Genomic DNA, 22,913 nt, shown 5'->3' with positions numbered 1-22,913 from the left:
TTCCGCGCGCCTTCATGCCTTCACACTTGCCGCGCTGCTAACCGGCTTTGCACTTGCCCCCGTCGCGGTCGCTAAGCCTCAGAAAGCTAAGTCCGTAGCTACGCCGGTCAGGGACATCACCGATCCGAAGTCTGTAATCTCTGTGTCCAATCCGGGGGCAAAAGCCGTCCCTCTACGCGACTTGACGGCCGTGCGCGCCGCCCCCGAAGCTATCTGGACGCCGGACGGCAAACATATCGTGATGGCGACCAATATCGCGGGTCGGATCAATATCTGGCGACTGAGCGAAGGCGAGATGACGCCGGTGCAACTCAGCGAGTCCGAAAACCCTCAGAGCAACCTGTTCATCAGTCCGGACGGGGCGACGGTCTATTTCCTGTCAGACATAGACGGCAAGGAAATCTTCGATCTCTACGCCTTACCGATCACGGGTGGCGAGGTGGTCAACCTGACCGATACGCCGGAGATTACCGAGCGCGGTGCCCGATTGTCGCCCGACGGTAAACAGGTGGCGTTTTCTGTGAGGCCGCGCGACGGCAGCATCTCGAACGTCGCCGTGATGGACTTATCGACGCAAAAGGTGCGCACCCTCACCGACGAAAAGGACGGTAACTGGTTCTGGTTCGTCAGCGGATTTACGCCGGATGGCCGGCATATCGTCGCTCATCGCAATCGTTCGGACGATTCTGCCGGTACGGCGTGGTTGATCGAGGTGACGACGGGCAAGGCGGTTCAAGCCGTTCCATCGAAGGATAGCGAGGCGACCTATGTGGCGGACGTGTCGCCGGACGGCAAATGGCTGGCGGTTTCCACCAATGCCGGGACGGGGCAGTTCCACGCGCTGATCTATAATCGCGAAACGGGTGAGACGAAGCGCCTCAAGCCGACGCCCTGGGAGCAGATGGCTCAGCAGTTTTCTCCGGATGGGAAATACCTCGTAGTCTCTAATAACGCCGACGGCCGCAGTACGCTGGATCGCGTCGAACTGGCCACCCTGACTGAGACACCTCTGCGCATCGATCCGGGCTTTGTCGGTCTGGCGACGTCGACCCAAAGCAATTTTAATCCGATAACGGGTAAGCTTCTGGTCAATCGTGACGCCGGAGATTCGCCGCTCGACTACTGGACGATCGATCTGACCGGGGCAGAGCCGGCGAAGCGCGTGACGCGGCTGGCGATCGCCAGCCTCGATCCGGTCAATCTGCCGAAAAACAGCATCGTCCATTACAAGAGCTTCGACGGCACGCCGATTAGCGCGGTCCTTACTCTCCCCTTTAATCTCAAGCGCGACGGCTCGAACCCGGCCATTGTCATGCCGCACGGCGGACCGACGGGCCAGTCGCAGGACTACTTCTCGAAATACACCACGGCCCTCGCCTCGCGAGGCTATATCGTCATTCAGCCCAACTTCCGTGGCTCCACCGGCTATGGTCTGCCGTTTCAGCTGGCCAATCAGAAGGACCTCGGCAATGGCGATCTGAAAGATGTGATGGCCGCCGTCGATTTCCTCAAGGCCACCGGATATGTCGATGCGAAGAAGATCGGCATTACCGGTGGTTCCTACGGCGGCTACATGACCCTTATGGCAATAGGCAAATATCCGGACGTCTTCGCCGCCGCCGTACAGCAGTTCGGGATCATCAACTGGTACACCATGTGGGAAAATGGAGACGCAGGCTTGCGCGAATATCAGCGCGCTCTTCTCGGCGATCCCGTCAAGGATAAGGCTTTATACGACGCCGCCTCGCCCCTGACCTACGCCAAGAACATCAAGACGCCTCTGCTCACCCTCCAAGGCGAGAATGACGCTCGCGTACCGAAGAACCAGGCTGAAGAGGTGGCTGAACGCGTCAAAGCCAACGGAACGGTCACCGAGGCCATATACTACCCGGCCGAGGGACATGGGTTTCGCAAGAAGGAAAATGCCGCCGACGCCCTGCAGCGCGTCGTTGCCTGGTTCGAAAAGTACCTTCCTGTAAAATGAAAAACCAAAGGTTCAAATGTGTTTGTCCGGGTGACGAGTGCATTGAAGCTAGGCTTTACGCAGCCTAGCGGAATCGTCTCAATTCATAATGCGGGCCCAGTCGCGCAACAGGATAAGCCATAATTGTTAGTTGGCACCTGAGCGCCCCCAGCGGACATTCGTTGCCGCGTACAGTTGTGATGCCGAAAACGGACATCTGATCAAGGCGGAATTATTTGTCTGGGCGCGATCGCTCCGGGCCTGTTTAACTTTTCGCACAATCTGTAATCCAGCCATGCCTGCGCTAAATTAGCCACTCACGGCACGGGGTGTAGAGATATCCCGCGGACCATTAGCCCCAGTCGCGAGTGACGCTAGAATTTCTAATTTGCTTATATAAAATTATATTAGTAGGAATTAATCAACGCCGACGCACGCAGCGAGGCGCAGGTTAGGTATCGCTTGACGTCAACGCCGCGACCCACCGAATTCCACGACAAGTCTGATTGCGCGCCACCAGCAGACGGGGCTGCGCGTCGCTCCCGCCTTGCCATTTTCTTCAGAAAGGCTCATCAGATGAGCGCTGATATACCACAAAATTCTGCTTTTTCAGAGACAATTCCAAACCTCTGGTACACGCGTTGCCCCGTCCCGACGCCACTGGGTCTTGCGGTTCAACTCGGCTATTTTCGCGATGAATTTGCCGCCGAAGGGCTGGAATTGAAATCCCTTCAGGAAAGTCTCGATCCGACGGTAAAGGAATCGCACTTCGATCACACCCTGAAAAACTCCTTCCGACAAGGAGGAAATATACCGGCCATCTGGGCCAAGGCCAATGGACGCGAAACGCGCGTTATCGGCCTGAACTGGACAGATGAGTCCCTGCTGGTGATTACTCTGCCCGGTTCCCGCATTTCCACGAGCAAGGACCTCAAGGGGCGTCGCCTCGCCCTGCCCGTAAACCCCGGTTCTATCGACTTCAACCGGGCCACGGCGCTGCGGGCCTACGATCAGGTGCTGCGACTGGAAGGCCTTGGGCTGACAGATGTCGAACTCGTCGATGTAGTGGCGCCGGCCCTTTCCGATGCCGGGGCCGACATCGACGGCTCAGGGCGCCGGATTCGCCGCCGTTCGGGCTATTTTGCGGAGATCAAGGCCCTGCTCAACGGTGACGTTGACGCCATCTTCGTCAAGGGTGTCGCCGGTCTTGAAATTACGCGCGCCCTTGCCGCCCACGTGGTCACAGATATTGGCTTCCACCCCGATCCGAAGGTCCGCATCAACAATGGCGCGCCACGCACCCTGACGGTCGATCAGGCCCTGCTCGATGCCCGTCCCGACATCGTCGCGCGCTTTCTCCGTCGTGTGGTGCAGGCTGGGGAATGGGCGCGTCAGCACCCCGCCGAAACCCATGATTTCATCGCGCGGGAAACGTCGAGTTACCCCGATCTGGTCCGCGCGGCCTATGGCGAAAACGTGCATCAAAACCTCGACACCTTCCTGAATGAGGAGGCGATCGCAGCTCTGGGGGATTTCAAGGACTTCCTGTTCCGCCATGGCTTCCTGAAGACCGATTTCGACGTTCACAAGTGGATTTCCTACACGGGCTTTGAAGCCCTCGAAAGCGCGATCGCCGCGCAATAACCCGACAGATAAAAAGAAGCTTTTCTTATGACGACCTCCCTTATCGGACGGCGCGCGCTGTGGCTCGCCTCCACGACTCTCCTTGCCTTTACGGTCCCCGCCTTTGCAGATGAGACGACACCGGCGGACGATCAGTCGATCACACGTCAAGCCGCCGAAGAAGCCGCCCTGCGCCGCAATGACAAGGCCGGCAGCGTTGAAACCGTAGTGGTCACGGCCAACAAACGTTCGGAAAGCGCCCAGAAGGTGCCGACCGCCCTCAGCGTGGTTTCAGGCATCGCGCTGGAGCGGCAGGAAATCCGCTCGGCCGGTGACGTGGTGCGCTTTATCCCCAACGCCTCTGCCGCGCAGACCGAGTCGCGCAATCGCCCGCGCTGGTTCATCCGCGGCATCGGCTCCAACGATCCGGCGGCCAATGTCGTCAACCCGGTCGGTGTCTATATAGACGAAGTCTATCTGAACGCGCCTTGGTTTCAGGCCTTTCCGGCCTTCGATCTTGATCGCGTCGAAGTGCTCAGGGGGCCGCAAGGCACGCTGTGGGGCAAGAATACGGTCGGCGGGGCGATCCACTACGTCTCGCGCAAGCCGCAGTTTACGCCGGGCGGCTTTGCGCGCGTGGGGCTGGGTAATTTCGACAGCTATAACGCACAGGGCGCCGTGACGGGTCCGTTGTCCGAAACACTGGCGGCACGTCTCTCGTTCAGTACAGAAAAGCGCGGCGGCATAGCGACCAACAAAGTCACGGGGGAAGATGATTTCGGCAAGGTGAACGACTCCGCCGTCCGCTTCCAGTTGCTCTATCGTCCGAACGACGATTTCGAAGCGCTATTGTCGCTGCGGGCCCGCAACTCGGACGGTACGCCGATTGCGCGCTATATCGAGCCGGCCTATCCCGACAATGCGACCTTCAAAGGCGCCAGCGCGGCCTTTGATGACTACGGGAACGCCGCAACCAAGGCTCCCGATGTCGGTGCGTCCAATGTGGATGGCTCTTCCAAGACCGATCAGACAGGCGCAACGCTGACACTTAACTGGTCGCGCGGCGACTACACCCTGACCTCGATCACAGCTGCGGACAATGGTCGTCAGGTGTCGAAGTCCGACGGCGACTTTACGCCGTTTGAAGGCTCGCGGTCCTATGCCGACATCGAAATAGTGTGCGAAATTTCCGCTGTCACCTGCGACTGCTGACCCACGGCTTCGGCAATGACACCGGTGCCGGCCTCAATCTCGGCAATGGTATGGAGGATGTCGTTCATCGCCTCGACCGACAACTGGGTTTCCGACTGGATCGCGCCGACCAGCGCCGAAATATCGCCCAGCGCTTTTGACACCTGATTGGACAGGGCCTTGACCTCAGAGGCCACAACGGCAAAGCCGCGACCCGCCTCACCCGCGCGCGCCGCCTCAATCGTTGCATTGAGCGACAGGAGGTTGATTTGCCCAGCAATCGTGTTGATCAGGCCGACGACATCGCCGATACGACCCGACGATTCGCTTAAGCGTTGAATAACCGACTTGGCCGTATCGCCCTTATCCGAGGCCACCTTCACCACGGCGGCGGCGTGTTCGGCCTGTTCGCGGATGGCGGCGATGGAGGCCGTCAGTTCTTCAGCGGCGGCCGCCACCTGAGCGGAGTTGGAGGCGGCATCCTGCGAAATACCAGAAACGCGTTGGGTGCGCGTTTTGGTGTCCTGCGCAATGTGGGTGACATTATCGGCTTCGCCTTTCAGCAGAGCCGTGGCCGATACCACTTCGCTGACCACCGTCGTTACCGAAGCCTCCAGTTCGTCAGCCAGCGTATTCAGCGTGCGGCGGCGCAGTTGCGCAGCACGTTCGGCCTCGTCCGCTTCGGTTTCCTGACGCTGACGCTCCATGTCGCTGATGCGCTGCGCCTGTTCCGCCGCGGCCTGACGCGAGCGGGCCATGACCTGACGCGCCCGATAGACGCCAAGGCCGACGCCGACCGCGCACAGGGCGGCCAGCCCCAGACCGATCAGCAGCGCCAGGCGGATGCGATTGAGGCTGGCCTGATATTCTTTAAGCGTGATGTCCACCCCGACCAGACCGGCAAACTGCCCCGAAGCATCGGTATAGGGCGCATAACCGGACAGGAAGGTGCCCCATTTATCGGTAACCGGTTCGCTTTCGGTCGCAGCCTTGCGGTCGCGGAAGGCCTGAACCAGAAGGGGCGAGGCGTCTTTATACTCCTCCATGACCGCCGAGGGTTCACTGGCGCTGCCGGTCGGCTGCACATCCATGACGAAATAGACCTTACCCTCGCGCTCGACCATGGCGTAGATGAAGGCCAGACGCTTGTCGGCATCGACCAGTTTCTGAAACGGCGCAGCGACCTTCTGATAATCGGCGCCCGCCTTGTCCGTCCCGGATGTGAAGGTCGAAAGGGTTTCGGCATCCAGCAGCACCGCGGCCTGATTCGAGAGCCCGCTCAGATTGTCGCGAATCTCGGTCTTCATGCCATGCTGCGCCGTCATATAAACCGCCAGCGACGCCACCAACGCCACGCCGAACACCAATGCGCCCGCCAGCACGCCGTCGCGCAGGGGCTTGATACCCTGAACCGTCATCTTCCGTCTCGTCTTGAAAAGAAACTGAGGATGGTTGTAAGGCCCGATCGGTTAATTTAGGTTAATTTTGCGTCGTGTAAAAAAAATTCATGCTCAATCCAGCGTCACCCGATAACGCTTGAGAGCGATAAAACTGGCGAAGGTGATGAAGATCAGCAGCGGCCAGATATTATGCCATACCGCCGCCGCATCGGCCCCTTTGAGCATGATGCCCCTCACGGCGCGCAGGAAGTGGGTCAACGGGAATACCGAGCCGATCCACTGCGCCCAGTCGGGCATCCCCCGGAACGGGAACATGAAACCCGACAACAGGATCGACGGCAGGAAGAAGAAAAAGGTCATCTGCATGGCCTGCATCTGGGTGCGGGCCACGGTGGAAAAGGTGAAGCCCACCGCCAGATTGGCGATGATGAACAGCCCCACGCAGGCCATCAGCAGCCACGGGGAGCCCAGAAACGGCACGCCAAACACCCAGGTCGAGGCCATCAGCACAATGCCCGTCTGGATCAGCCCAACCCCGACATAGGGCGTGATCTTCCCCACCATCACCTCCCACGGGCGGGCGGGCATGGCCAGCAGGTTTTCCAGCGTGCCGCGCTCGCGTTCCCGTGTCATGGCCATGGAGGTGATCATGATCATGGTCATGGTCAGAATAACGCCCAGCAGGCCCGGCACGATATTGTACTGAGTGATGCCTTCGGGATTGTAGCGGCGATGCACGATGACCTCGACCGGCGGCGGAGCGGCCTGCAAACCCGACCAGCCACGCCCAAGGTCATGGCTGAGCGCGCGCCGGACGATCTCGTTCATCTGCCCCACCGCCCCGGATGTCGCCGCCGGATCGGACGCATCCGCCGACAGCAGCAGTTGCGGCCGCTCGCCGCGCAAAAGGCTTCTCGTAAAGCCCGACGGCACTTCGACGACGAAAGCCACCTCGCCGGCTTCCAGCAGGCGGTCGGCCTTAGCAGGGTCGGAGACCTGAGTACGCACGTCGAAATAGGTCGACTCGGCCATGGCGGCGGCGATCGAACGAACGACGGGGCTGGTCTCTTCAAGGTACAGGGCCGTCGGCAGGCGGCGCGGATCGGAATTGATGGCGAAACCGAACAGGGTCAACTGGATGATCGGCACCATGATCATCATGCCGAAGGTCATGCGGTCGCGCCGCATCTGGATAAATTCCTTGGCCAGTATGGCGAGGATGCGCTTCAGCGGGGCGATCATGACCTGTCCTCCGCCCCGTCCGCTTTTTCCGCGAGGAGAAACGGACAAAACCTGGAATGGGAAGGCGGAGTGGCTGGCACGGAGTCTCTTTTCATGACTTGTCCTCCGCTTTACTCATTAGATGGATGAACACGTCTTCGAGGCTGGGGCGTTCGCGCCGCCATTGCGTCCCGCCCCCTTCGCTGGCGATCAGGGCGTCGAGTGTGGCCGCATCGCCGCCTGACACGTGCAGGGCCGAGCCGAAATAGGCGACGTGTTCGGCGCCATCGCGCCCGCGCAGGCGTTCGGCCAAACCGCGCACCCCGGAACCCTCCGCCACCCAGGTGTGCAGGCCGCTTTCGTCGATGATGCGTGTCACCGGCCCCTGCGTCATCAGCTTGCCGTAGGCGATATAGACGATCTCGTCGCAGCGTTCCGCCTCGTCCATGTAGTGGGTCGAGACCAGCACGGTCAGGCCTTCGCCGGCCAGCCGGTGGATCTGGTCCCAGAAGTCGCGCCGCGCCTGCGGATCGACGCCTGCCGTCGGCTCGTCCAGCAGCAGCATGGACGGATTGTGCAGGGTGCACGCCGCCAGCGCCAGCCGCTGCTTCCAGCCGCCGGACAGGGTGCCGGCCAGTTGTTTCTGACGGCTGGTCAGGCCGAGGGTTTCCAGCGTCCGGTCAATGACGTGCCTGACGTTTTTCAACTCGTAGAGCCGCGCCACGAACTCCAGATTTTCGCGGATCGACAGGTCTTCCCAAAAGGAAAACTTCTGCGTCATGTAACCGACCTGCCGCTTGATCTGACGGCTCTCGGCGATGATGTCGTGGCCCAGACACGTCCCCTGCCCGGCATCGGGCCGCAACAGCCCGCACAGCATACGGATGGTCGTGGTCTTGCCAGACCCGTTGGGGCCCAGAAAGCCCCAGACCTGCCCTCTTGGCATCCGGATCGCGACATTGTCGACCGCCGTGCGATCGCCGAAGCGCTTGGTCAGGCCGTGAACGTCGATAGCGAGATCGGTCACAGCGCCACGTCCACCGGCTGACCGGCCTTCAGCGTTTCGGGCTTTTGCGGCGTCGCCTCGATCAGGAAGACCAGCTTCTTGCGCTCGCGCACCGAATAGATGACCGGCGGCGTAAACTCAGCCTCCGGCGAGATGTAGCGCACCTTGGCCGTTTGCCCCGCGCAGCCGTCACAGGTCACGCGGATCGACTGCCCGACCTTGAACTTGGCCAGATCGGCCTGCGGCACGTAGAAGCGCACGAATTTGCGTCCCTTGGGATAGACGCTGATCACCGGTGTTCCGGCGGTGACGAACTCACCGGCTTCGCGCAACCGGCGCTCGACCTGCCCGTTCAGGCGCGAGCGCACCGCGCGCTCGTCCAGCGCCCATTGCGCCTGAGCGGCATCGGCCCCGGCGGCCTGCGCCTGCGCACGGGCGGCAACCCGTTGATCGCTGCGCGCCGCCTGACGCTGGGCGTCTATATTGCGCTCGATGGCCGCGACGCTGGCCTCCGCCGCCTTTCGCGTAGCGCGCAACTGATCGAGCTTGGCCTGCGACACATAGCCCTGCGGCGCCAGTCTGGCGTAGCGCGCCTCTTCGGAACGGGCCAGGTCGAGCGAGGCGCGGGCCTGATCGCGCTCTTTCAGCAGCGGCGCAATATCCGCCTCGCGTGCGCCCTTGGTCAGGTCGGTCGCCGTGGCTTCCGCCGCCTGCACGCGGCTTTGCGCCCCGGTCAGCGCCTGTTGCTGCTGCGTGGCGTCGAGGGTGAACAGCGGCTGCCCTTCGGCCACAGCCGCGCCATCGTCGACATAGACCTCGGTCAGCCAGCCGGACTGCGGCGCGGCCACGGCGACCGACTGTGCCTCGACATAGCCGGTATAGTGGCCGGCCTCTTCTTTGGCGCACGCCGTCAGGAGCAATGGCAAGCATAGGAGCGCGTAACGGCCGGCCTTGGCTTCAATCCTCATGGCTTCAATCCCCTCAGAAACGTCTCGACATGGGCCTTCAGATAGGGCCGCGCTTTCACCGCCGGTTCGGCCACCTCGCCGAAGGTGAAGTGCCACAGGGCGGCCTTGACCACCGGGGCGATAAACAGATGGGCATAAAGCTTCGCGTCTCCGGCCCGCAGTTCGCCGCGCGCGATGGCCCGCGCAAACAGCGCCTCCAGCGCCGCCAGAACCCGCGTCACCACCTCTTCGTGATAGAAACGCGCCAGCTCCGGAAAGCGTGCCGCTTCGCGGATCAGAAGCTTGGGGTAGAGCGGCACATTGCCCGAATCGAGCTTGCCGCCCACAAACCCCGCCACGCGCTTCAACAGCCAGCCGACGGGGCCGTTATAGTGCTCCAGCACGAACAACAGCCGCCCGATACGCGGCAGTACGTCGCGTCGCAACAGGGCCTCGAACAGCGCTTCCTTGGTTGGGAAATACAGATAGACCGTACCCTTCGACACGCCCGCCGCCGCCGCCACATCATCCATACGCGTATCGGCGTAGCCGTGTCGGCTGAACAGATCGTAGGCCGCCTGCAGCAAGGCGTCACGGCGGACATCGGGCGACAGGCGCACTCTTTTCTTAGGCAGGATAGACATGGCTTAATTACTGACTGACCGGTCAGTACTAAATATCACAGCATCATGCCGGTCGCAAGTGCGGCAAAATGGCGTGTCAGGTTGACCTGACTTTTTTGATGATGTCAGGTTGACATTACATTTGCACAATGTAAGCTAAACCTTACATCCGGCCCGATGTCCTTTCATTTCAATCGAGGACGACACCCATGAACCTGAAAACGCCTGCCGTAGAATACAATGTCCACCTGGTTTTCTGGATGGCCCTGTATGCCGCCGTTCTGGTCGGCGTGATCCTGTTTATCCGTAACGTCCATCCGCAAGGGCCGTTTCTGTACACCGTGGCCGCCCTGCCCGCCCTGCCCATCGGCGGCACCATTTTTACGGCGCTGCGCTTTCTGGATCGGGTCGATGAGTATTTCCGCCTTCTTTTGAGCAAGCGGTTCATCGTAGCCACAGGGCTGACCCTGTTTATCTGCACGGCCATAGGCTTTATCGAAAACTTCGCTGAGGTACAGATTATGCCGCTTTATCTCGTCTACGCCCTGTTCTGGGGCTGTTATGGCGTCACCTGCGCCTTCATCCGCACCGTTAAATGAAGAACCGTCTGAAAGAATTGCGCACCGAGGCCGGTCTGACCCAGGCCGATCTGGCCGCGCGCCTCAGCGTCTCGCGTCAGGCCGTCATCGCCATCGAATCCGATAAACACGACCCGTCGCTCGATCTGGCCTATCGCATCGCCGCCATCTTCGATCTGCCCGTCGAAACGATCTTCGACAATCCGCACCGCCTGATTTCCGGCCAATAAGCCCCTAATCCATAAGGACATTCCATGTTCAAACGCAGCCGTTTCGCGCGTTCGCGCCCCTCCCTTGCCGTCTGGCTGACCATCGCTTTCGCCATCATCATCGCCTGTGCGTCAGGGGCCAGAGCGGCCACACCCTTCCCTGACGCCCTGACCGCGCGCTTCTCGGTCGAGGTCGTCGGCAACGGCCCTGACCTTATCCTCATCCCCGGCCTCAACTGCTCGCGCGAGGTGTGCGAAGCGACCGCAGATCGGCTCAAGGCCCGCTATCGGCTTCACCTCGTCAACATCGCCGGTTTCGCCGGTGAGCCCGCCGCCGCCAATGCGCAGGGCCCGGTCATCGTCCCGACGGTCGAGGCACTCAACGCCTATATCGCGCAGAACGGGCTGAAAGACCCCGTCGTCGTCGGCCACTCCCTGGGCGGGCTGATGGGCCTGAAACTGGCCGCCGACCATCCGCAATCCCTGTCCAGGCTGATCGTCGTCGACGCCCTGCCCTTTATCGGCGTGCTGTTCAACCCCGCCGCCACCGCCGAAACCATCGCCCCGCAGGCCGCCCAGATGCGTGACCGCCTGCTCAGGCTCGACGACGCGGCCTACAGGGCGCAGCAGGATGCGATTGTCGCTGCCCTGCCCGAATCCAAAACCGAAGCCGACAGGAACCAGCGCCGCATCGCCCTGTGGGGCGCGGCCAGCGACCGCCGCGTCTCGGCTCAGGCCTTATATGACGACATGGTCATGGACCTGCGCCCGGATCTGCCGAAGATCGCGGTCCCGGTGCATGTCTTCGTGCCCCACCACGCCTCCATGCCCTACACGGCGGAACAGACCGCCGCCTTTTACACGGAACAGTATGCGGGCGCCGCCCGACTGAATATTGTCCGCATTGAGGCAAGCCGGCACTTTATTATGTACGATCAGCCGCAGGCCTTCGCCGCAGCGCTGGATGCCGCGCTGCAAAAATAGAGCATCCACAATACCTTGTAGTTGAAAAGTTTTTCGGGAGCGGATGACCTCTTGCGCGGTCGTCCGTTTTCGATTAGCGTCCGCGCTGCAATCATTTTTAACCATGATTGTATCGTGTCGGAAATGTGTCCGACCAGGCTGCTTTTGCCTTCGGGGGAGGGATTCAGATGAAAAAACCGTTTGTTGCGGTGGCCATGGCCGCCGTCATGGGTGCGTGCGCGCTGTCCGTCGCTGTTGCCCCTGTCACGGCGCAGGCCGAGACGATCAAATCCTTCGTCAAGATCGACAAACCCGCTGAAGGCGCGCCGCTGCTGCTGGTCACCCCTGAGGTTAGCCTGTCGCTTCTGACCGCCGGCGGCGTGCAGGAGCCGCGCTCGGACTGGTCGAAGGCCGCGCAGGGCCACCTGTCCACCGCCATGACCGCCGCGCTCAAGGGTAAGAAATACGCCGTCAGCGAGGTCGCGCTCGACACCTACGAAGACCCGCGCGCCCTTCAGATGCTCAAGCTCAATGACGAGGTCGTCTCGGCTATCGCGTGGCAGCAGGTACCGGCGCTGCGCCTGCCGACCAAGACCACCTTCGACTGGACCCTGGGCAGCGGCATTCAGACCCTCGTCCCGGCGTCTCTGGCCGGCAATCCGCCGCGCTACGCCCTGTTTCTCAACTGCAAGGGCAGCTACCAAAGCTCGGCCAAGGCGGCGCTGAACGTCGGCATGGCCCTGCTGGGCGGGCCGATGCAGTTCGGCGGCCAGGGCCTTCAGGCGACGCTGGTCGACCTCAATACCGGTCAGGTCGTGTGGTATCAGTTCAGCGGCGTGGCTTCGGGCACCGATATCCGCGAAGCCGAAGGCGCTGTCTCGGCGGTCGAAAAACTGTTCAAGGACCTGCCGCTCTGATGCGCCCCTCTCTGGTGCGTCCTTCTCTGGCGGCCCTGACGGCCGCGCTCCTGATGACGGCGGCGCAGCCTGCTGCGGCCGTCGACAAGTATCCGGAGCGTAAGCCGGGTCAGACTCCGGCCGCCGGGACGCTGGAATTTTCCATCTGGGAAGAGACGAAGAAGGCCGAACGCGACGCCCGCACCTCGGGCGAGCGCAATCACGACGAAGCGCTCAACGCCTATGTGCGCGGCGTGCTGGACAAGGTGGCCGGCGATTACAAAGGCGACCTGCGCCTCTATGTGATGGACCGCCCCTTCTTCAACGCCTCCATGGGCCCCAACGGCTATACCGAAGTGTGGACCGGCCTTCTGCTGCGTGCCCAGACCGAGGACGAGGTGGCCTTCGTGCTGGGCCACGAATTCGCCCATTATCGCCATAACCATTCGACCGAGGCCTTCGAGAACGTCAAGTCGAACCAGAACGCGGCGGCGGCGGCGGGCATGGTCATCGCCATTATCGGGGCCGGAGCCGCCGCCAATGCCGGCAGCTATTCGGCGGCGCGCGACATTTCCAACCTGACCGGCGGCCTGATCGACGCCGTCTATCTGGGGGCCATCGCCTCCTACTTCGCCTATTCGCGCGACAATGAAACCGAGGCCGACCGGTTCGGGAATAGCTACGCGTTGAACGCACACTACGATCCCTACGCTTCAGTGCGCATCTGGTCCTACCTGATCGAAGAGACCAAGGCGTCCGATTACGAGCGGACGCGCAAGCGCGGCGGCCGCATCAATGTCTTCGGCTCGCACCCGCTGGAAAGCGAGCGCGTCGACGCCCTGAGCAAGCAGGCCGATGGCTTCAAGGTCGCGGGCGACGACGACGAGGCGCAGAAGCAGAAGCGCGCCGCCTATCGCGAGCGCATCCGTCCTTATCTCGGCCGGTGGCTCAAGGACGATCTGCGCCGTCAGGATTACGGTCAGACTCTGTTCCTAATCGGTCACCTGCAACAGGACGGCCTCGATACGGGGCTGCTGAACTTCTACGCCGGCGAAGCCTATCGTCTGCGCGCCAAGGACAATATCGGTTCGCCGGATCTGCTGGCCGCCGCCAACGCCTACACGGAGGCCGCCGCCCTGCCCGACGCGCCGCCCGAAACGCGGCGTCAACTCGGCGAAGTCTATCGCCGCATGGGCCGCACACAGGACGCCATCGCGGCCTATGACACCTATCTCAAGACCTTTCCGCAGGCGGAAGACGCCTGGATGGTCGAGGACCTGCTCAACAGCCTGAAGGCGGCGCCCGCACCCGCGGCCCCGCCAGCGCCTGTCACCAATTGATTCATCGGGGGAAAGATCATGCGTAAACTCACTGCTCTGAAAACCATCGCCGCCGCCACGCTGGCGGCCGCCCTGCTCGCCGGGTGCGGCGGCGCGACCCTGGCACCCAAGGGCGCTCTGGCCGTCGGCGCGGGCTATAGCGTCAGCCTCAGCCGCGACTGGTCCGACGTGTCGCCGCTCTATTACAACCGCGCCAAGAAGGTGAAAATCCTGTCGATCGACGGACCGGGCCTCAACCGCCTGTTCGTCTCTGAAGGTCTGGGCGCGGCCGACCCGCTGATGGTCCACCCGACCAAGGGCGACAACAAGAACGCCCCGGCCCCGCGCGGCAAGGGCAGCATGTCCTATTCGGAACAGATCGAGTTCGTCTCGCACTCGCTGGCGGCGCTCGACTATCAGAAGATCGAAACCTCCGCGCCCAAGCCGGTCGACCTCAACGGTCAGCGCGCCGTGCGCTTCGACATCACGGCCAAGACGTCCGAAGGCCTGAACCTCAAGGGCGTGGCGCAGGCCGCCTCCAAGGGCGGCCTGGGCTACTACATCGTCTATATCGCGCCGGCGGAGCACTATTACGACGCCAGCCTGAAGGACGTTCTGGCGACGATGGACAGCGCCAAGCTGCCTTAAGGCTTGGTTGGCACACGCACGGGAATGGACGGCTGCACCACAACGCGCTGCATCACCGGAGCCGATTCATTCCCGGAATCATCCACCACAGTGAGCGTAACCGGCTGAACACCGGCGACCGTGAAGGTATGTCTCAGATTCGGCTGGTCCGTGCTTAGGGTTTGGCCACCAATCTGCCATCTGAACTCGCGTACCCTTCCGCCTATATCCGATGACGCGTGCGCGAAAAATTCCACAATGGCGCCGGTCTGGGTTACAGCCGGCCCCTGAAAGACGGCGACCGGCGGGGTCTGGTCCGCTACGATGAAAATATAAGTGTCCGCGGTTGAAACGAGCCCGCTATCATCCTCTACCGTCAGGGTGGCCGAGTGCCGCCCTATCGGCAAGGCGGGATGCACAAAGACCGGCTCGGTCGTGGTGCGTGGGGCGGCGGCATTGACCTGCCAGCGATAGGCGATAATGCGCGCGCCATAGGCAAACGACGCTTGTCCATCCAGATTTACAGCCTGCCCGAACGGCACGATTCTCGGTGCGCGCACGACGGCGACCGGAGGCGAAACGATGTTCAGCGCACCCTCCACCGGTGCGGATGAGTTACCTGACTCATCGATGACGGTGAGACGTATCGTCTGATTGCCAGCGGTCGGGAAGGTCTGCCGCAATTGCGGCTGATCCGTCACGATCGGAGCCGCCGTGCCGATCGTCCACTGATAGCGGGTAATCCGTCCGTCATCGCTGGAGCGGCGCGCATCGAGCGTGTAAGTGCCTCCGACGCGTCCACCGGTAGGCAAATCCATAACGGCGACCGGCGGTGTCTGGTCGCGGGCGATGACGCGTGCGGTGACCGGCGCAGACAACTGCCACTGATTATCGATGGCCGTCAGGCTGAACTCCACGGACCCCGGCGTCGGGATACGTACGTCGATCGATGGGCCTTCGGTAAATACCTCGGCCCCGCCGCCGATGCGCCACAGATAGCCGGTAATCTGACCGTCGGAATCGCTTGAGCGATTGGCCATGATGGTGAAGCGCGTCTTCACCGGCATAGAGGACGGTGCGTCGATCACCGCGACCGGCGGTGCCGCCTGAACGCTTCCCGCCAACAACATTCCGACGGCCAGCCCGGAAACAGAACCCTTAATCTTGCGCATCGACACCTCCACGGTTTGCCGGGCAAGTGTCATTTATTCGATCCGCATTCCAAGGGGCGCGACCGCGCATTCCTTACAATACAACAGAATGCAACCATATACGACGCCCGGATACACACCCTGACTGCGACGAAAGACCACATAAATCCAAAGGGTAAAAAGGCGTAAGAACCGGGGGCGCCGCGTAAGGAGCCCGCCCATGCCCGATACCTCATTCCCCCAAAAATCCTGGCAAGATCACGATGTGATGCGCTTCATGGGGCGGGAAGCGCCGCGCTACACCTCCTATCCGTCGGCGCATCATTTCGACGCGCTCACGCCGCAGACCTATAAAAGCTGGCTGTCCGCCCTGCGTACCGATCAGCCCATCGCGCTCTATTTGCACATCCCCTTCTGCGAGCAGATGTGCCACTTCTGCGGCTGCAACACGCGCGCGACCCTGAAATACGCACCGGTCGAAGCCTATGTCGGCGCGCTGGTCGCGGAAATCCGGATGGTCGGCGCGCATCTCGGTTTCCGCCCCAGAGTCCACAGCGTGCACTTCGGCGGCGGCTCGCCCTCCATGCTGACGCCCGCCGATATGGGGCGCATTTTCGAAGCGCTGCACGACGGCTTCAATCTCCTCCCTGACGCCGAAATCAGCATCGAACTGGACCCGCGCCGCGCCTCCTTAAGCCAAATCAGGGCCTATGCCGCCTTCGGTTTCAACCGCGTGTCGCTGGGGGTGCAGGATACCGACCCGGCCGTGCAGGCGGCCATCAACCGCATCCAGCCGCTGGAGCAGGTCAAGGCCGTACTGGGCCACCTGCGCGACAATGGCCTGACGCGCATCGGCATCGATCTGGTCTACGGCCTGCCCGGCCAGACCTTGCGCAGTCTTGAGACGACGCTGGGGCACGTCTCCGAACTCGATCCCCACCGCATCTCGGCCTTTTCCTACGGCCATGTGCCGTGGGTGAAGAAGCACCAGACCCTGATCGACGAATCGGCCCTGCCTGACACCGTAGACAAGGTGGCGATGTTCCTGCGCCTGTCGGATTATCTGACGACGCACGGCTATCGCGCCCTCGGCATCGACCATTTCGCCAAGCCGGACGACGATATGACGACGGCCTTCGACGCCCGCACCTTGCGCCGCAACTTCATGGGCTATTCGACCCTGCCCAATGACAACCTGCTTGGGCTGGGGGCGTCGTCTATCGGCGAACTCGACGGCGGTATTGTGCAGAACATCCCGCAATCGACCACCTACCAGAACCACATTCTGTCCGGCGAATGGGCGACCCTGCGCGGCTGGGGCTATCGGGGTGACGACAAATTGCGCAAGGCGGTGATCAGTGACCTGATGTGCTATTTCGAAGCCGACATTCCGGTCCTCCTTGAACAGCACGGTTATGCGGCGGACTATCTCGACGGCGACATCGAGGCCTTGAGCGACTTCGTGGCGGCCGGGCTGGTGACGGTCGAAGATCGCCGCGTGCGCTTCCATTCGCCGCTGAAGATGCTGGTGCGCAACGTCGCCTGCGCCTTCGATGCCTATGCGCGGCAGTCCGAGGCGCAGAACCGCTATTCCAGGGTGGCCTGACGCCGGCGGAGCAGGGCGCCCGGGTCGAAACCGACCACCAGCGCCGTGCCCCACAGGACCAGCACCCCGCCGATCAAGGTGCTAAGGCCTACCGCCTCGTGCAGGAACAGATAGCCCCATAGCGTGCCGAAGACCGGGATGAGGAAGGTCACGGTCAGGGCCGGAGCGGCGCCGATATCGTCGATCAGCTTGAAATACAGGATATAGGCCACACCGCTCGACACCACGCCCAGCGCCACGACGCTCAGAGCCACCCAGGGCGTCAGCAGCGTCAGTTGGTCGGGCTGCGGCATGAAAAAGGGCATGGCCGGTACGATCAGCAGGACCGAGGCCCACATGCTGCCGTGGGCGTTCGACAGGGGGTCGGGCGTGCGCGGCGCGTGGCGGGCCCACACCGAGGCGATGGCGTAGCACAGGGCCGCCAGTATGGCCGCGCCGATGGCCAGCAGGCTCTCGGCATTGAGGTGCGCGGCATCGAGCCCGACCAGCACCCCTACCCCCACCACGCCGAGCGCCAGGCCGCAGACGACCTTAAGCGACGGCAACTGACGCGAAACGATGGCCGACAGGATGACGCCGAACAGCGGGGCCTGCGCATTGAGGATCGACAGCATCGACGCCGACAGGGTCTTGGCGGCAAAGGCGAACAGCAGGAAAGGCACAGCGGAATTGAACAGGCCGATGATGAGAAAATATTTGTAAAAGCCCTTGATCTGCAACGCCTTGCGCGTCGCCAGCCCCAGCCCGGTCAGGAACACCGCCGCCAGAAACACGCGAATCCCGATCAGCCATACCGGACCCAGCGCCGGCACGCTGACGCGCATGAACAGGAACGACCCGCCCCACACGGCGGCAAGCGACAACAGACGGATAAGACTGGCGGTGGACATAGACAGTTCCCGGATAACGACCCCATATGCTATGCGCATTGCGCCCCGTTTCTTGCGTCGGAAACGATTTCAAGTCCAGCGGGGCGGCCGCCATTCACCGCATCTATCCTGCCAGCCAGCGTCAGCAGGTGTCATCCTGCCTAAGTTTTCTTTATCGAAAATACAAAGACTATCTATTTCATTTATCTCGCACGCCGCGTCATAGTCCTTTCGAGCCTCACTGAGGGTAAAAAGACAAAGGATACAAGGCGATGAGCGAGAGCAAGTGCCCCGTCATGCACGGCAACACTCTGACCACCACGGCCGGCGCGCCGGTGGCGGACAACCAGAACAGTCTGACCGCCGGACCGCGCGGGCCGGTATTGTTGCAGGACTATCAGCTCATCGAAAAGCTGGCGCACCAGAATCGCGAGCGCATCCCTGAGCGCGTGGTCCACGCCAAGGGCTGGGGCGCGTTCGGCACCTTCACCGTCACTCATGACATCTCGAAATACACCCGCGCCCGCGTGTTCGAACGGGGCGCGACCACGCCGTTGTTGGCGCGCTTCTCGACCGTCGCCGGTGAGATGGGCGCCGCGGATGCCGAGCGCGACGTGCGCGGCTTTGCGTTGAAATTCTACACGTCGGAGGGCAACTGGGACTTGGTCGGCAACAATACGCCGGTCTTCTTCATCCGCGACCCGCTGAAATTCCCCGACTTTATCCACACGCAGAAGCGCCACCCCCGCACCAATCTGCGCTCTTCGACCGCCGCCTGGGACTTCTGGTCGCTGTCGCCCGAAGCCCTGCATCAGGTGACCATCCTGATGTCGGATCGCGGCATCCCCACCGACCCCATGCATATGGACGGCTTTGGCTCTCACACCTACAGCTTCCTCAATGCGGATGGCGAGCGCTTCTGGGTCAAGTTCCACTTCAAAACCCGTCAGGGCCACGCCCATTACACCAATGCCCAGGCCGCCGATGTTATCGGTCAGTCGCGCGAAACCTATCAGGAGGCGCTTTTCGGGGCCATCGAGGCGCATCAGTACCCGAAGTGGGACGTCAAGGTGCAGATCATGCCCGAACTGGAGGCCGACACCACGCCCTACAATCCGTTTGACCTGACCAAGGTGTGGCCGCACGCCGATTACCCGCTGATCGATGTCGGCGTGATCGAGTTGAACCAAAATGCGTCCAACTATTTCGCCGAAATCGAGCAGGCGGCGTTTTCGCCGTCGAACATCGTGCCGGGCATCGGCTATTCGCCCGACAAGGTGCTGCAGGCGCGCCTGTTTGCCCACGCCGACGCTCACCGCTATCGGTTGGGAACGCACTATGAGGCCCTCCCGGTCAATGCGCCGAAATGTCCGGTGAACCACTATCACCGCGACGGATCGATGCGTTTCTTCGATAATTTTCAGTCGAACCCGGACGCCTATTACGAGCCCAACAGCTTCGGCGGGCCGAAGGAGGCGCCGCAATACCGCGAGCCGCCGCTGCGGATCACCGGCGATGCCGACCGCTTCGATCATCGTGAGGGAAATGACGACTACAGCCAGCCGCGCGCCCTGTTCAACCTGTTCGATGACGGTCAGAAGGCGCGCCTGTTCAGCAATATCGCGGCCTCGATGGCCGGCGTGCCAGACTTTATCGTCGAGCGCGCGCTGGGCCATTTCGAGCGCATCCACCCGGACTATGCCCATGGCATCCGGGCGGCGCTGAAGGCCTGAGCTTCGGATAGACCTCACCAGATATCCGGACACCTGCCCCGCATCCCCGGATGCGGGGTTTTTTCAAAGCGCGTACCCAAAAGGGTGAAGCGGTTTTTGGGATGCGCGATACACAAAATCACAACGCGGCCTTATACCGTCGGCTGCCGCTGAGGCTGCGCCCATCCGTCAGACGGATCAGCACATCGCCCGACGGCACGGGCTCGATGGCGCGGATATGGCGGCGATTGACCAGCCGTGAACGGTGCACGCGCACGAAGCCCTCCTCGCTCAGTTGCGTCTCCCACGCCGACAGGACGCCGCGCGTCAGCCAGTTCTTGTCCGCCGTATGCACTTCGACATAGTTGCCCGCCGCCTCGATCCACAGCACCTCGTGTGGATCGACAAAGACCGTGCGCCCCCCATCGCGAATTTCCAGTTTGCGGTGCGTCCGGACGGAGACATGCGAAGAGCGGCTGAAGCGGTCTTCGGCCCAGATGATGGCCAGCATCAGCAGATAACCGAGCGCATCCTTGCGCGCCTCATAGATGAAGCGCAGCCCAAGGTCGCCCTGACTGAAATCATAAGGGCTGCCGTCGAGCCCGTAAGCCAGCTCACGCAAGGCCACCATGCCGCTGACGTGCGACACGGTATAGGCCAGAAAGCCGCACAATTGCGTAGCGGCAAAGCGCAGACGCCCGACGCGATGCAGCGGAAAGCGATGATAGATCAGCACCCACGCCCACAGACCGGCCAGGGTCATGATCATGCTGCTGGTCTCCCAGACAACGGGCTCCCAAAGCTCGAAATTGCGATGGCCAGGTGGGTGTTCGATCAGGACGGAGCCGATATTGATGGTGCAACTCAGCCCGACCAGCAAGCCGACCGCCAGATAGACCCGGCCCAACCGGTTTAGCCCGGCGAACCCTTCCCCGCTCGTCCCTGCCCCGTCACCGCCCGTCACAGGCCATTCCCCGTCCGTCCCAACCGCTTGTCCGCTCAAGGCTTACGCATGGCGATGCACAGGCCTCTTTGCCTAACAGTGGCACAGTTTCAGGGAAAACACCACATGACACCACAGCCTCCTGCCCGCCGCTACGATCTCGACTGGTTGCGCATTATCGCCTTTGGTCTGCTGATCTTCTATCATATCGGCATGTTCTACGTGACGTGGGACTGGCACGTCAAAAGCCCGCACAGCTCAACCTGGGCCGAGCCGCTGATGCTCATCACCAGGCCGTGGCGACTCGACCTTCTGTTCCTGATTTCAGGCGTCGGCGCGCGCTTCATGCTCGATAAGATGTCCCTGCCCGCCTTTTCCGGTTCGCGCTTCAACCGCCTGTTCTGGCCGCTGCTGTTCGCCATGTTTGTCATCGTGCCGCCACAAGCCTATTACGAACTAATCGACGCCGTGCGGCTGGGGCAAATTCCGTCATTCAGCGACGACTACGCGACCTTTTATCTGAAATACGCTTCCGGCTTCGAGGGCTGGTGTGACGCCGGGGGCTGCCTCAGCGTGCCAACCTGGAATCACATGTGGTTCGTGGCCTATCTCCTGGTCTATTCGCTACTGATCGCCCTGTTGTGGCCATTGCTGAAACGTTTGAAAGGCGGCTGGCCGGTCTGGACCTTCATCATGGGGCCGTGGCTGATCATGTGGGGCCTGCGCGCCACCCTCTTCCCGATCTTCGGCGACACGCACGGCCTGACCGACGATTTCTACCTCCATGCCCTGTATGGCTTCCTGTTCGTCCTCGGCGCGCTGATCGCCAAGTCCGAGCGCCTGTTCGAAGCCGCGCGCAAGGGACGCTGGATATGGCTTTGTGCCGCCACGCTGGCCTATGCCCTCTACATGCCCATGGCCTTGTGGTCCCCCGGAGACATGAGCCCGATCGCGATGAACCTGCTGCGCGGGGCGCGCGAGGCGCAGGCCTGGTTCGCCATCCTCGCCCTGATCGGCTTTGCCCGTCAGCACCTTTCCGGCAAGGACGGCCCCCTGCGGCGCACCCTGACCGAAGCCATCTTCCCCTTCTATCTGGTGCATCAGACGATTATCGTGGTTGCCGCCTATAATCTGGCGCAACAGAATCTGCCGGTCGGACTGGAGTTCGCCATACTGGTGGCCATTACCGCCGGGGGATGCCTGCTGACCTATCTGATCGTGCGAGCCATCCCGCCCCTACGGCCCCTGTTCGGTTTGCCGCTCAGACGTCGCGACGTCTGATAGTGAGCAGCAGGGCCAGAAGGAGTCCCATGCCGATCACTGCGGTGAAGGCCATCAGGGGTTCGTTCTGGCGCTGAACATTGGCGGCGGCGATCCAGCCGAGCGCCCAGACCAGCGGCAGCGCATAGGTCGATGAGCGCGTCAGCCTCAGCATCACGCCGCCGAAAGCGATCAGCGCCAGCAGGAAGCCCAGCGACACCGTCATCACCCGCGGATCGGGCTCTACGCCGCTCGCCACCATGGCCGAGGTCAGATTGACCACCATCGCCGCTGAAATCCACCCGCTGACCAAGGCCAGCGGCGCGAGCACAAAACCCTTCTCCGCGCGGTTGAGATTCAGGCGTTTAAGGCGCATCAGCCCGGTCAGTCCGGCCACGACCGAAACGACGATAATGGCGAAGCTGACCCAATCGATGCCGTTGAGGGGTACCCATACCGACCACACGGCATTCATCCCCCAGATCAGCGCGGTCTGCGGTCCGGCGGCTTTTACCGCCTCGCTGTCGGGATGGCGGATGGCCCAGATCGCACCGATGAGCCCAAAGAGGAAAATCAGCCCCCAGATAGCGAAGGCCGGCCCCGAAGGTACTAGCGGGTGCGAGGTGGCGGCGGACTGCTCGGCCACGCTGCGCCCGATGCCGAACCACTCAGGGACTTGTGACGCCACGATCTGCGCCGCCCCTAAACCCAGCATCAGCCAGCCGGTCAGCGGCGCGCGTTCCCGCGCCAAAGGTTCTGTCGATATGGTGGTCAGCGCCATGACGAAACTCCCTGTGCCGGTTGAG

General features: G+C 62.1%; 21 protein-coding genes. 12 read left to right on the top strand and 9 right to left on the bottom strand.

Annotation, left to right across the window (positions count from 1 at the left end):
* Positions 1-190: 190 nt before the first annotated feature.
* The 3 genes from LH365_RS17630 to LH365_RS17620 all read left to right on the top strand — a co-directional run bounded on the left by LH365_RS17630 (position 191) and on the right by LH365_RS17620 (position 4,798).
* A complete protein-coding gene (locus tag LH365_RS17630; RefSeq protein ID WP_226745868.1) occupies positions 191-1,984 on the top strand; it encodes a S9 family peptidase in 1,794 nt (597 codons plus the stop codon).
* 441 nt (positions 1,985-2,425) lie between these two features.
* Positions 2,426-3,607 carry an ABC transporter substrate-binding protein gene (locus tag LH365_RS17625; RefSeq protein WP_226745867.1) on the top strand — a complete coding sequence of 394 codons (1,182 nt, stop codon included), beginning with the start codon at positions 2,426-2,428 and terminating at the stop codon, positions 3,605-3,607.
* A gap of 27 nt (positions 3,608-3,634) precedes the next feature.
* Entirely contained in the window at positions 3,635-4,798 is a 1,164-nt protein-coding gene (locus LH365_RS17620) for a TonB-dependent receptor (protein WP_226745866.1), read from the top strand.
* On the opposite strand, the gene LH365_RS17615 is transcribed toward LH365_RS17620, so the two are convergent.
* The 5 genes from LH365_RS17615 to LH365_RS17595 form a co-directional block, all read right to left on the bottom strand.
* Complete coding sequence (locus LH365_RS17615) at positions 4,744-6,195, bottom strand: methyl-accepting chemotaxis protein (RefSeq protein WP_226745865.1); 1,452 nt, start codon at positions 6,193-6,195, stop codon at positions 4,744-4,746. The two genes, LH365_RS17620 and LH365_RS17615, sit on opposite strands and share 55 nt — an antisense overlap.
* 93 nt (positions 6,196-6,288) lie before the next feature.
* Positions 6,289-7,419, bottom strand: a complete 1,131-nt coding sequence (locus tag LH365_RS17610) for an ABC transporter permease (RefSeq protein ID WP_226745864.1) — start codon at positions 7,417-7,419, stop codon at positions 6,289-6,291.
* Between the two features lie 91 nt (positions 7,420-7,510).
* Positions 7,511-8,425: an ABC transporter ATP-binding protein gene (locus LH365_RS17605; RefSeq protein WP_226745863.1), complete on the bottom strand. Its 915-nt coding sequence runs from the start codon at positions 8,423-8,425 to the stop codon at positions 7,511-7,513.
* Positions 8,422-9,372, bottom strand: a complete 951-nt coding sequence (locus tag LH365_RS17600) for an HlyD family secretion protein (protein ID WP_226745862.1) — start codon at positions 9,370-9,372, stop codon at positions 8,422-8,424. The genes LH365_RS17605 and LH365_RS17600 overlap by 4 nt, the downstream gene beginning before the upstream one ends.
* On the bottom strand, positions 9,369-9,995 hold the full coding sequence (locus LH365_RS17595; protein ID WP_226745861.1) for a TetR/AcrR family transcriptional regulator: 627 nt from the start codon (positions 9,993-9,995) through the stop codon (positions 9,369-9,371). Before LH365_RS17595 ends, LH365_RS17600 begins: the two co-directional genes overlap by 4 nt.
* A 188-nt stretch (positions 9,996-10,183) precedes the next feature.
* Here LH365_RS17595 and LH365_RS17590 point away from each other — a divergent pair, with 188 nt between their 5' ends.
* The 6 genes from LH365_RS17590 to LH365_RS17565 all read left to right on the top strand — a co-directional run bounded on the left by LH365_RS17590 (position 10,184) and on the right by LH365_RS17565 (position 14,587).
* Positions 10,184-10,573 (top strand): hypothetical protein, encoded by a 390-nt coding sequence (locus LH365_RS17590; protein ID WP_226745860.1) that lies wholly within the window; start codon positions 10,184-10,186, stop codon positions 10,571-10,573.
* Complete coding sequence (locus LH365_RS17585; RefSeq protein ID WP_226745859.1) at positions 10,570-10,782, top strand: helix-turn-helix transcriptional regulator; 213 nt, start codon at positions 10,570-10,572, stop codon at positions 10,780-10,782. The genes LH365_RS17590 and LH365_RS17585 overlap by 4 nt, the downstream gene beginning before the upstream one ends.
* A 24-nt stretch (positions 10,783-10,806) precedes the next feature.
* Positions 10,807-11,745, top strand: coding sequence for an alpha/beta fold hydrolase (locus tag LH365_RS17580; RefSeq protein WP_226745858.1), 939 nt, complete (start codon positions 10,807-10,809; stop codon positions 11,743-11,745).
* Between the two features lie 167 nt (positions 11,746-11,912).
* Positions 11,913-12,641, top strand: coding sequence for a hypothetical protein (locus LH365_RS17575; protein ID WP_226745857.1), 729 nt, complete (start codon positions 11,913-11,915; stop codon positions 12,639-12,641).
* On the top strand, positions 12,641-13,960 hold the full coding sequence (locus LH365_RS17570) for a M48 family metallopeptidase (protein WP_226745856.1): 1,320 nt from the start codon (positions 12,641-12,643) through the stop codon (positions 13,958-13,960). The genes LH365_RS17575 and LH365_RS17570 overlap by 1 nt, the downstream gene beginning before the upstream one ends.
* 18 nt (positions 13,961-13,978) lie before the next feature.
* Entirely contained in the window at positions 13,979-14,587 is a 609-nt protein-coding gene (locus LH365_RS17565) for a hypothetical protein (RefSeq protein ID WP_226745855.1), read from the top strand.
* On the opposite strand, the gene LH365_RS17560 is transcribed toward LH365_RS17565, so the two are convergent.
* Positions 14,584-15,738, bottom strand: a complete 1,155-nt coding sequence (locus LH365_RS17560) for a PKD domain-containing protein (protein ID WP_226745854.1) — start codon at positions 15,736-15,738, stop codon at positions 14,584-14,586. The genes LH365_RS17565 and LH365_RS17560 overlap by 4 nt on opposite strands.
* 199 nt (positions 15,739-15,937) lie before the next feature.
* Between LH365_RS17560 and hemN the strand changes: the two genes are divergently transcribed.
* On the top strand, positions 15,938-17,323 hold the full coding sequence (gene hemN, locus LH365_RS17555) for an oxygen-independent coproporphyrinogen III oxidase (RefSeq protein WP_226745853.1): 1,386 nt from the start codon (positions 15,938-15,940) through the stop codon (positions 17,321-17,323).
* Here hemN and LH365_RS17550 read toward each other — a convergent pair.
* Positions 17,305-18,213: a DMT family transporter gene (locus tag LH365_RS17550; RefSeq protein WP_226745852.1), complete on the bottom strand. Its 909-nt coding sequence runs from the start codon at positions 18,211-18,213 to the stop codon at positions 17,305-17,307. The genes hemN and LH365_RS17550 overlap by 19 nt on opposite strands.
* A 251-nt stretch (positions 18,214-18,464) precedes the next feature.
* On the opposite strand from LH365_RS17550, the gene LH365_RS17545 reads away from it, so the two are divergent.
* The gene (locus tag LH365_RS17545) at positions 18,465-19,925 is read left to right on the top strand and encodes a catalase (RefSeq protein ID WP_226745851.1); all 1,461 of its coding nucleotides are present in this window, start codon (positions 18,465-18,467) and stop codon (positions 19,923-19,925) included.
* A gap of 118 nt (positions 19,926-20,043) precedes the next feature.
* Here LH365_RS17545 and LH365_RS17540 read toward each other — a convergent pair whose 3' ends face one another.
* A complete protein-coding gene (locus LH365_RS17540; RefSeq protein ID WP_226745850.1) occupies positions 20,044-20,868 on the bottom strand; it encodes a LytTR family DNA-binding domain-containing protein in 825 nt (274 codons plus the stop codon).
* A gap of 105 nt (positions 20,869-20,973) precedes the next feature.
* On the opposite strand from LH365_RS17540, the gene LH365_RS17535 reads away from it, so the two are divergent.
* Entirely contained in the window at positions 20,974-22,128 is a 1,155-nt protein-coding gene (locus LH365_RS17535; protein WP_226745849.1) for an acyltransferase family protein, read from the top strand.
* Here LH365_RS17535 and LH365_RS17530 read toward each other — a convergent pair.
* Positions 22,109-22,888, bottom strand: coding sequence for a hypothetical protein (locus LH365_RS17530; protein ID WP_226745848.1), 780 nt, complete (start codon positions 22,886-22,888; stop codon positions 22,109-22,111). The genes LH365_RS17535 and LH365_RS17530 overlap by 20 nt on opposite strands.
* Positions 22,889-22,913: the final 25 nt, after the last annotated feature.

It is taken from the genome of Asticcacaulis sp. AND118, assembly GCF_020535245.1.
GTDB lineage: Bacteria > Pseudomonadota > Alphaproteobacteria > Caulobacterales > Caulobacteraceae > Asticcacaulis.
Note: the sequence above shows the minus strand (reverse complement) of the source record. Positions and strands in the feature narration are given on the sequence as shown.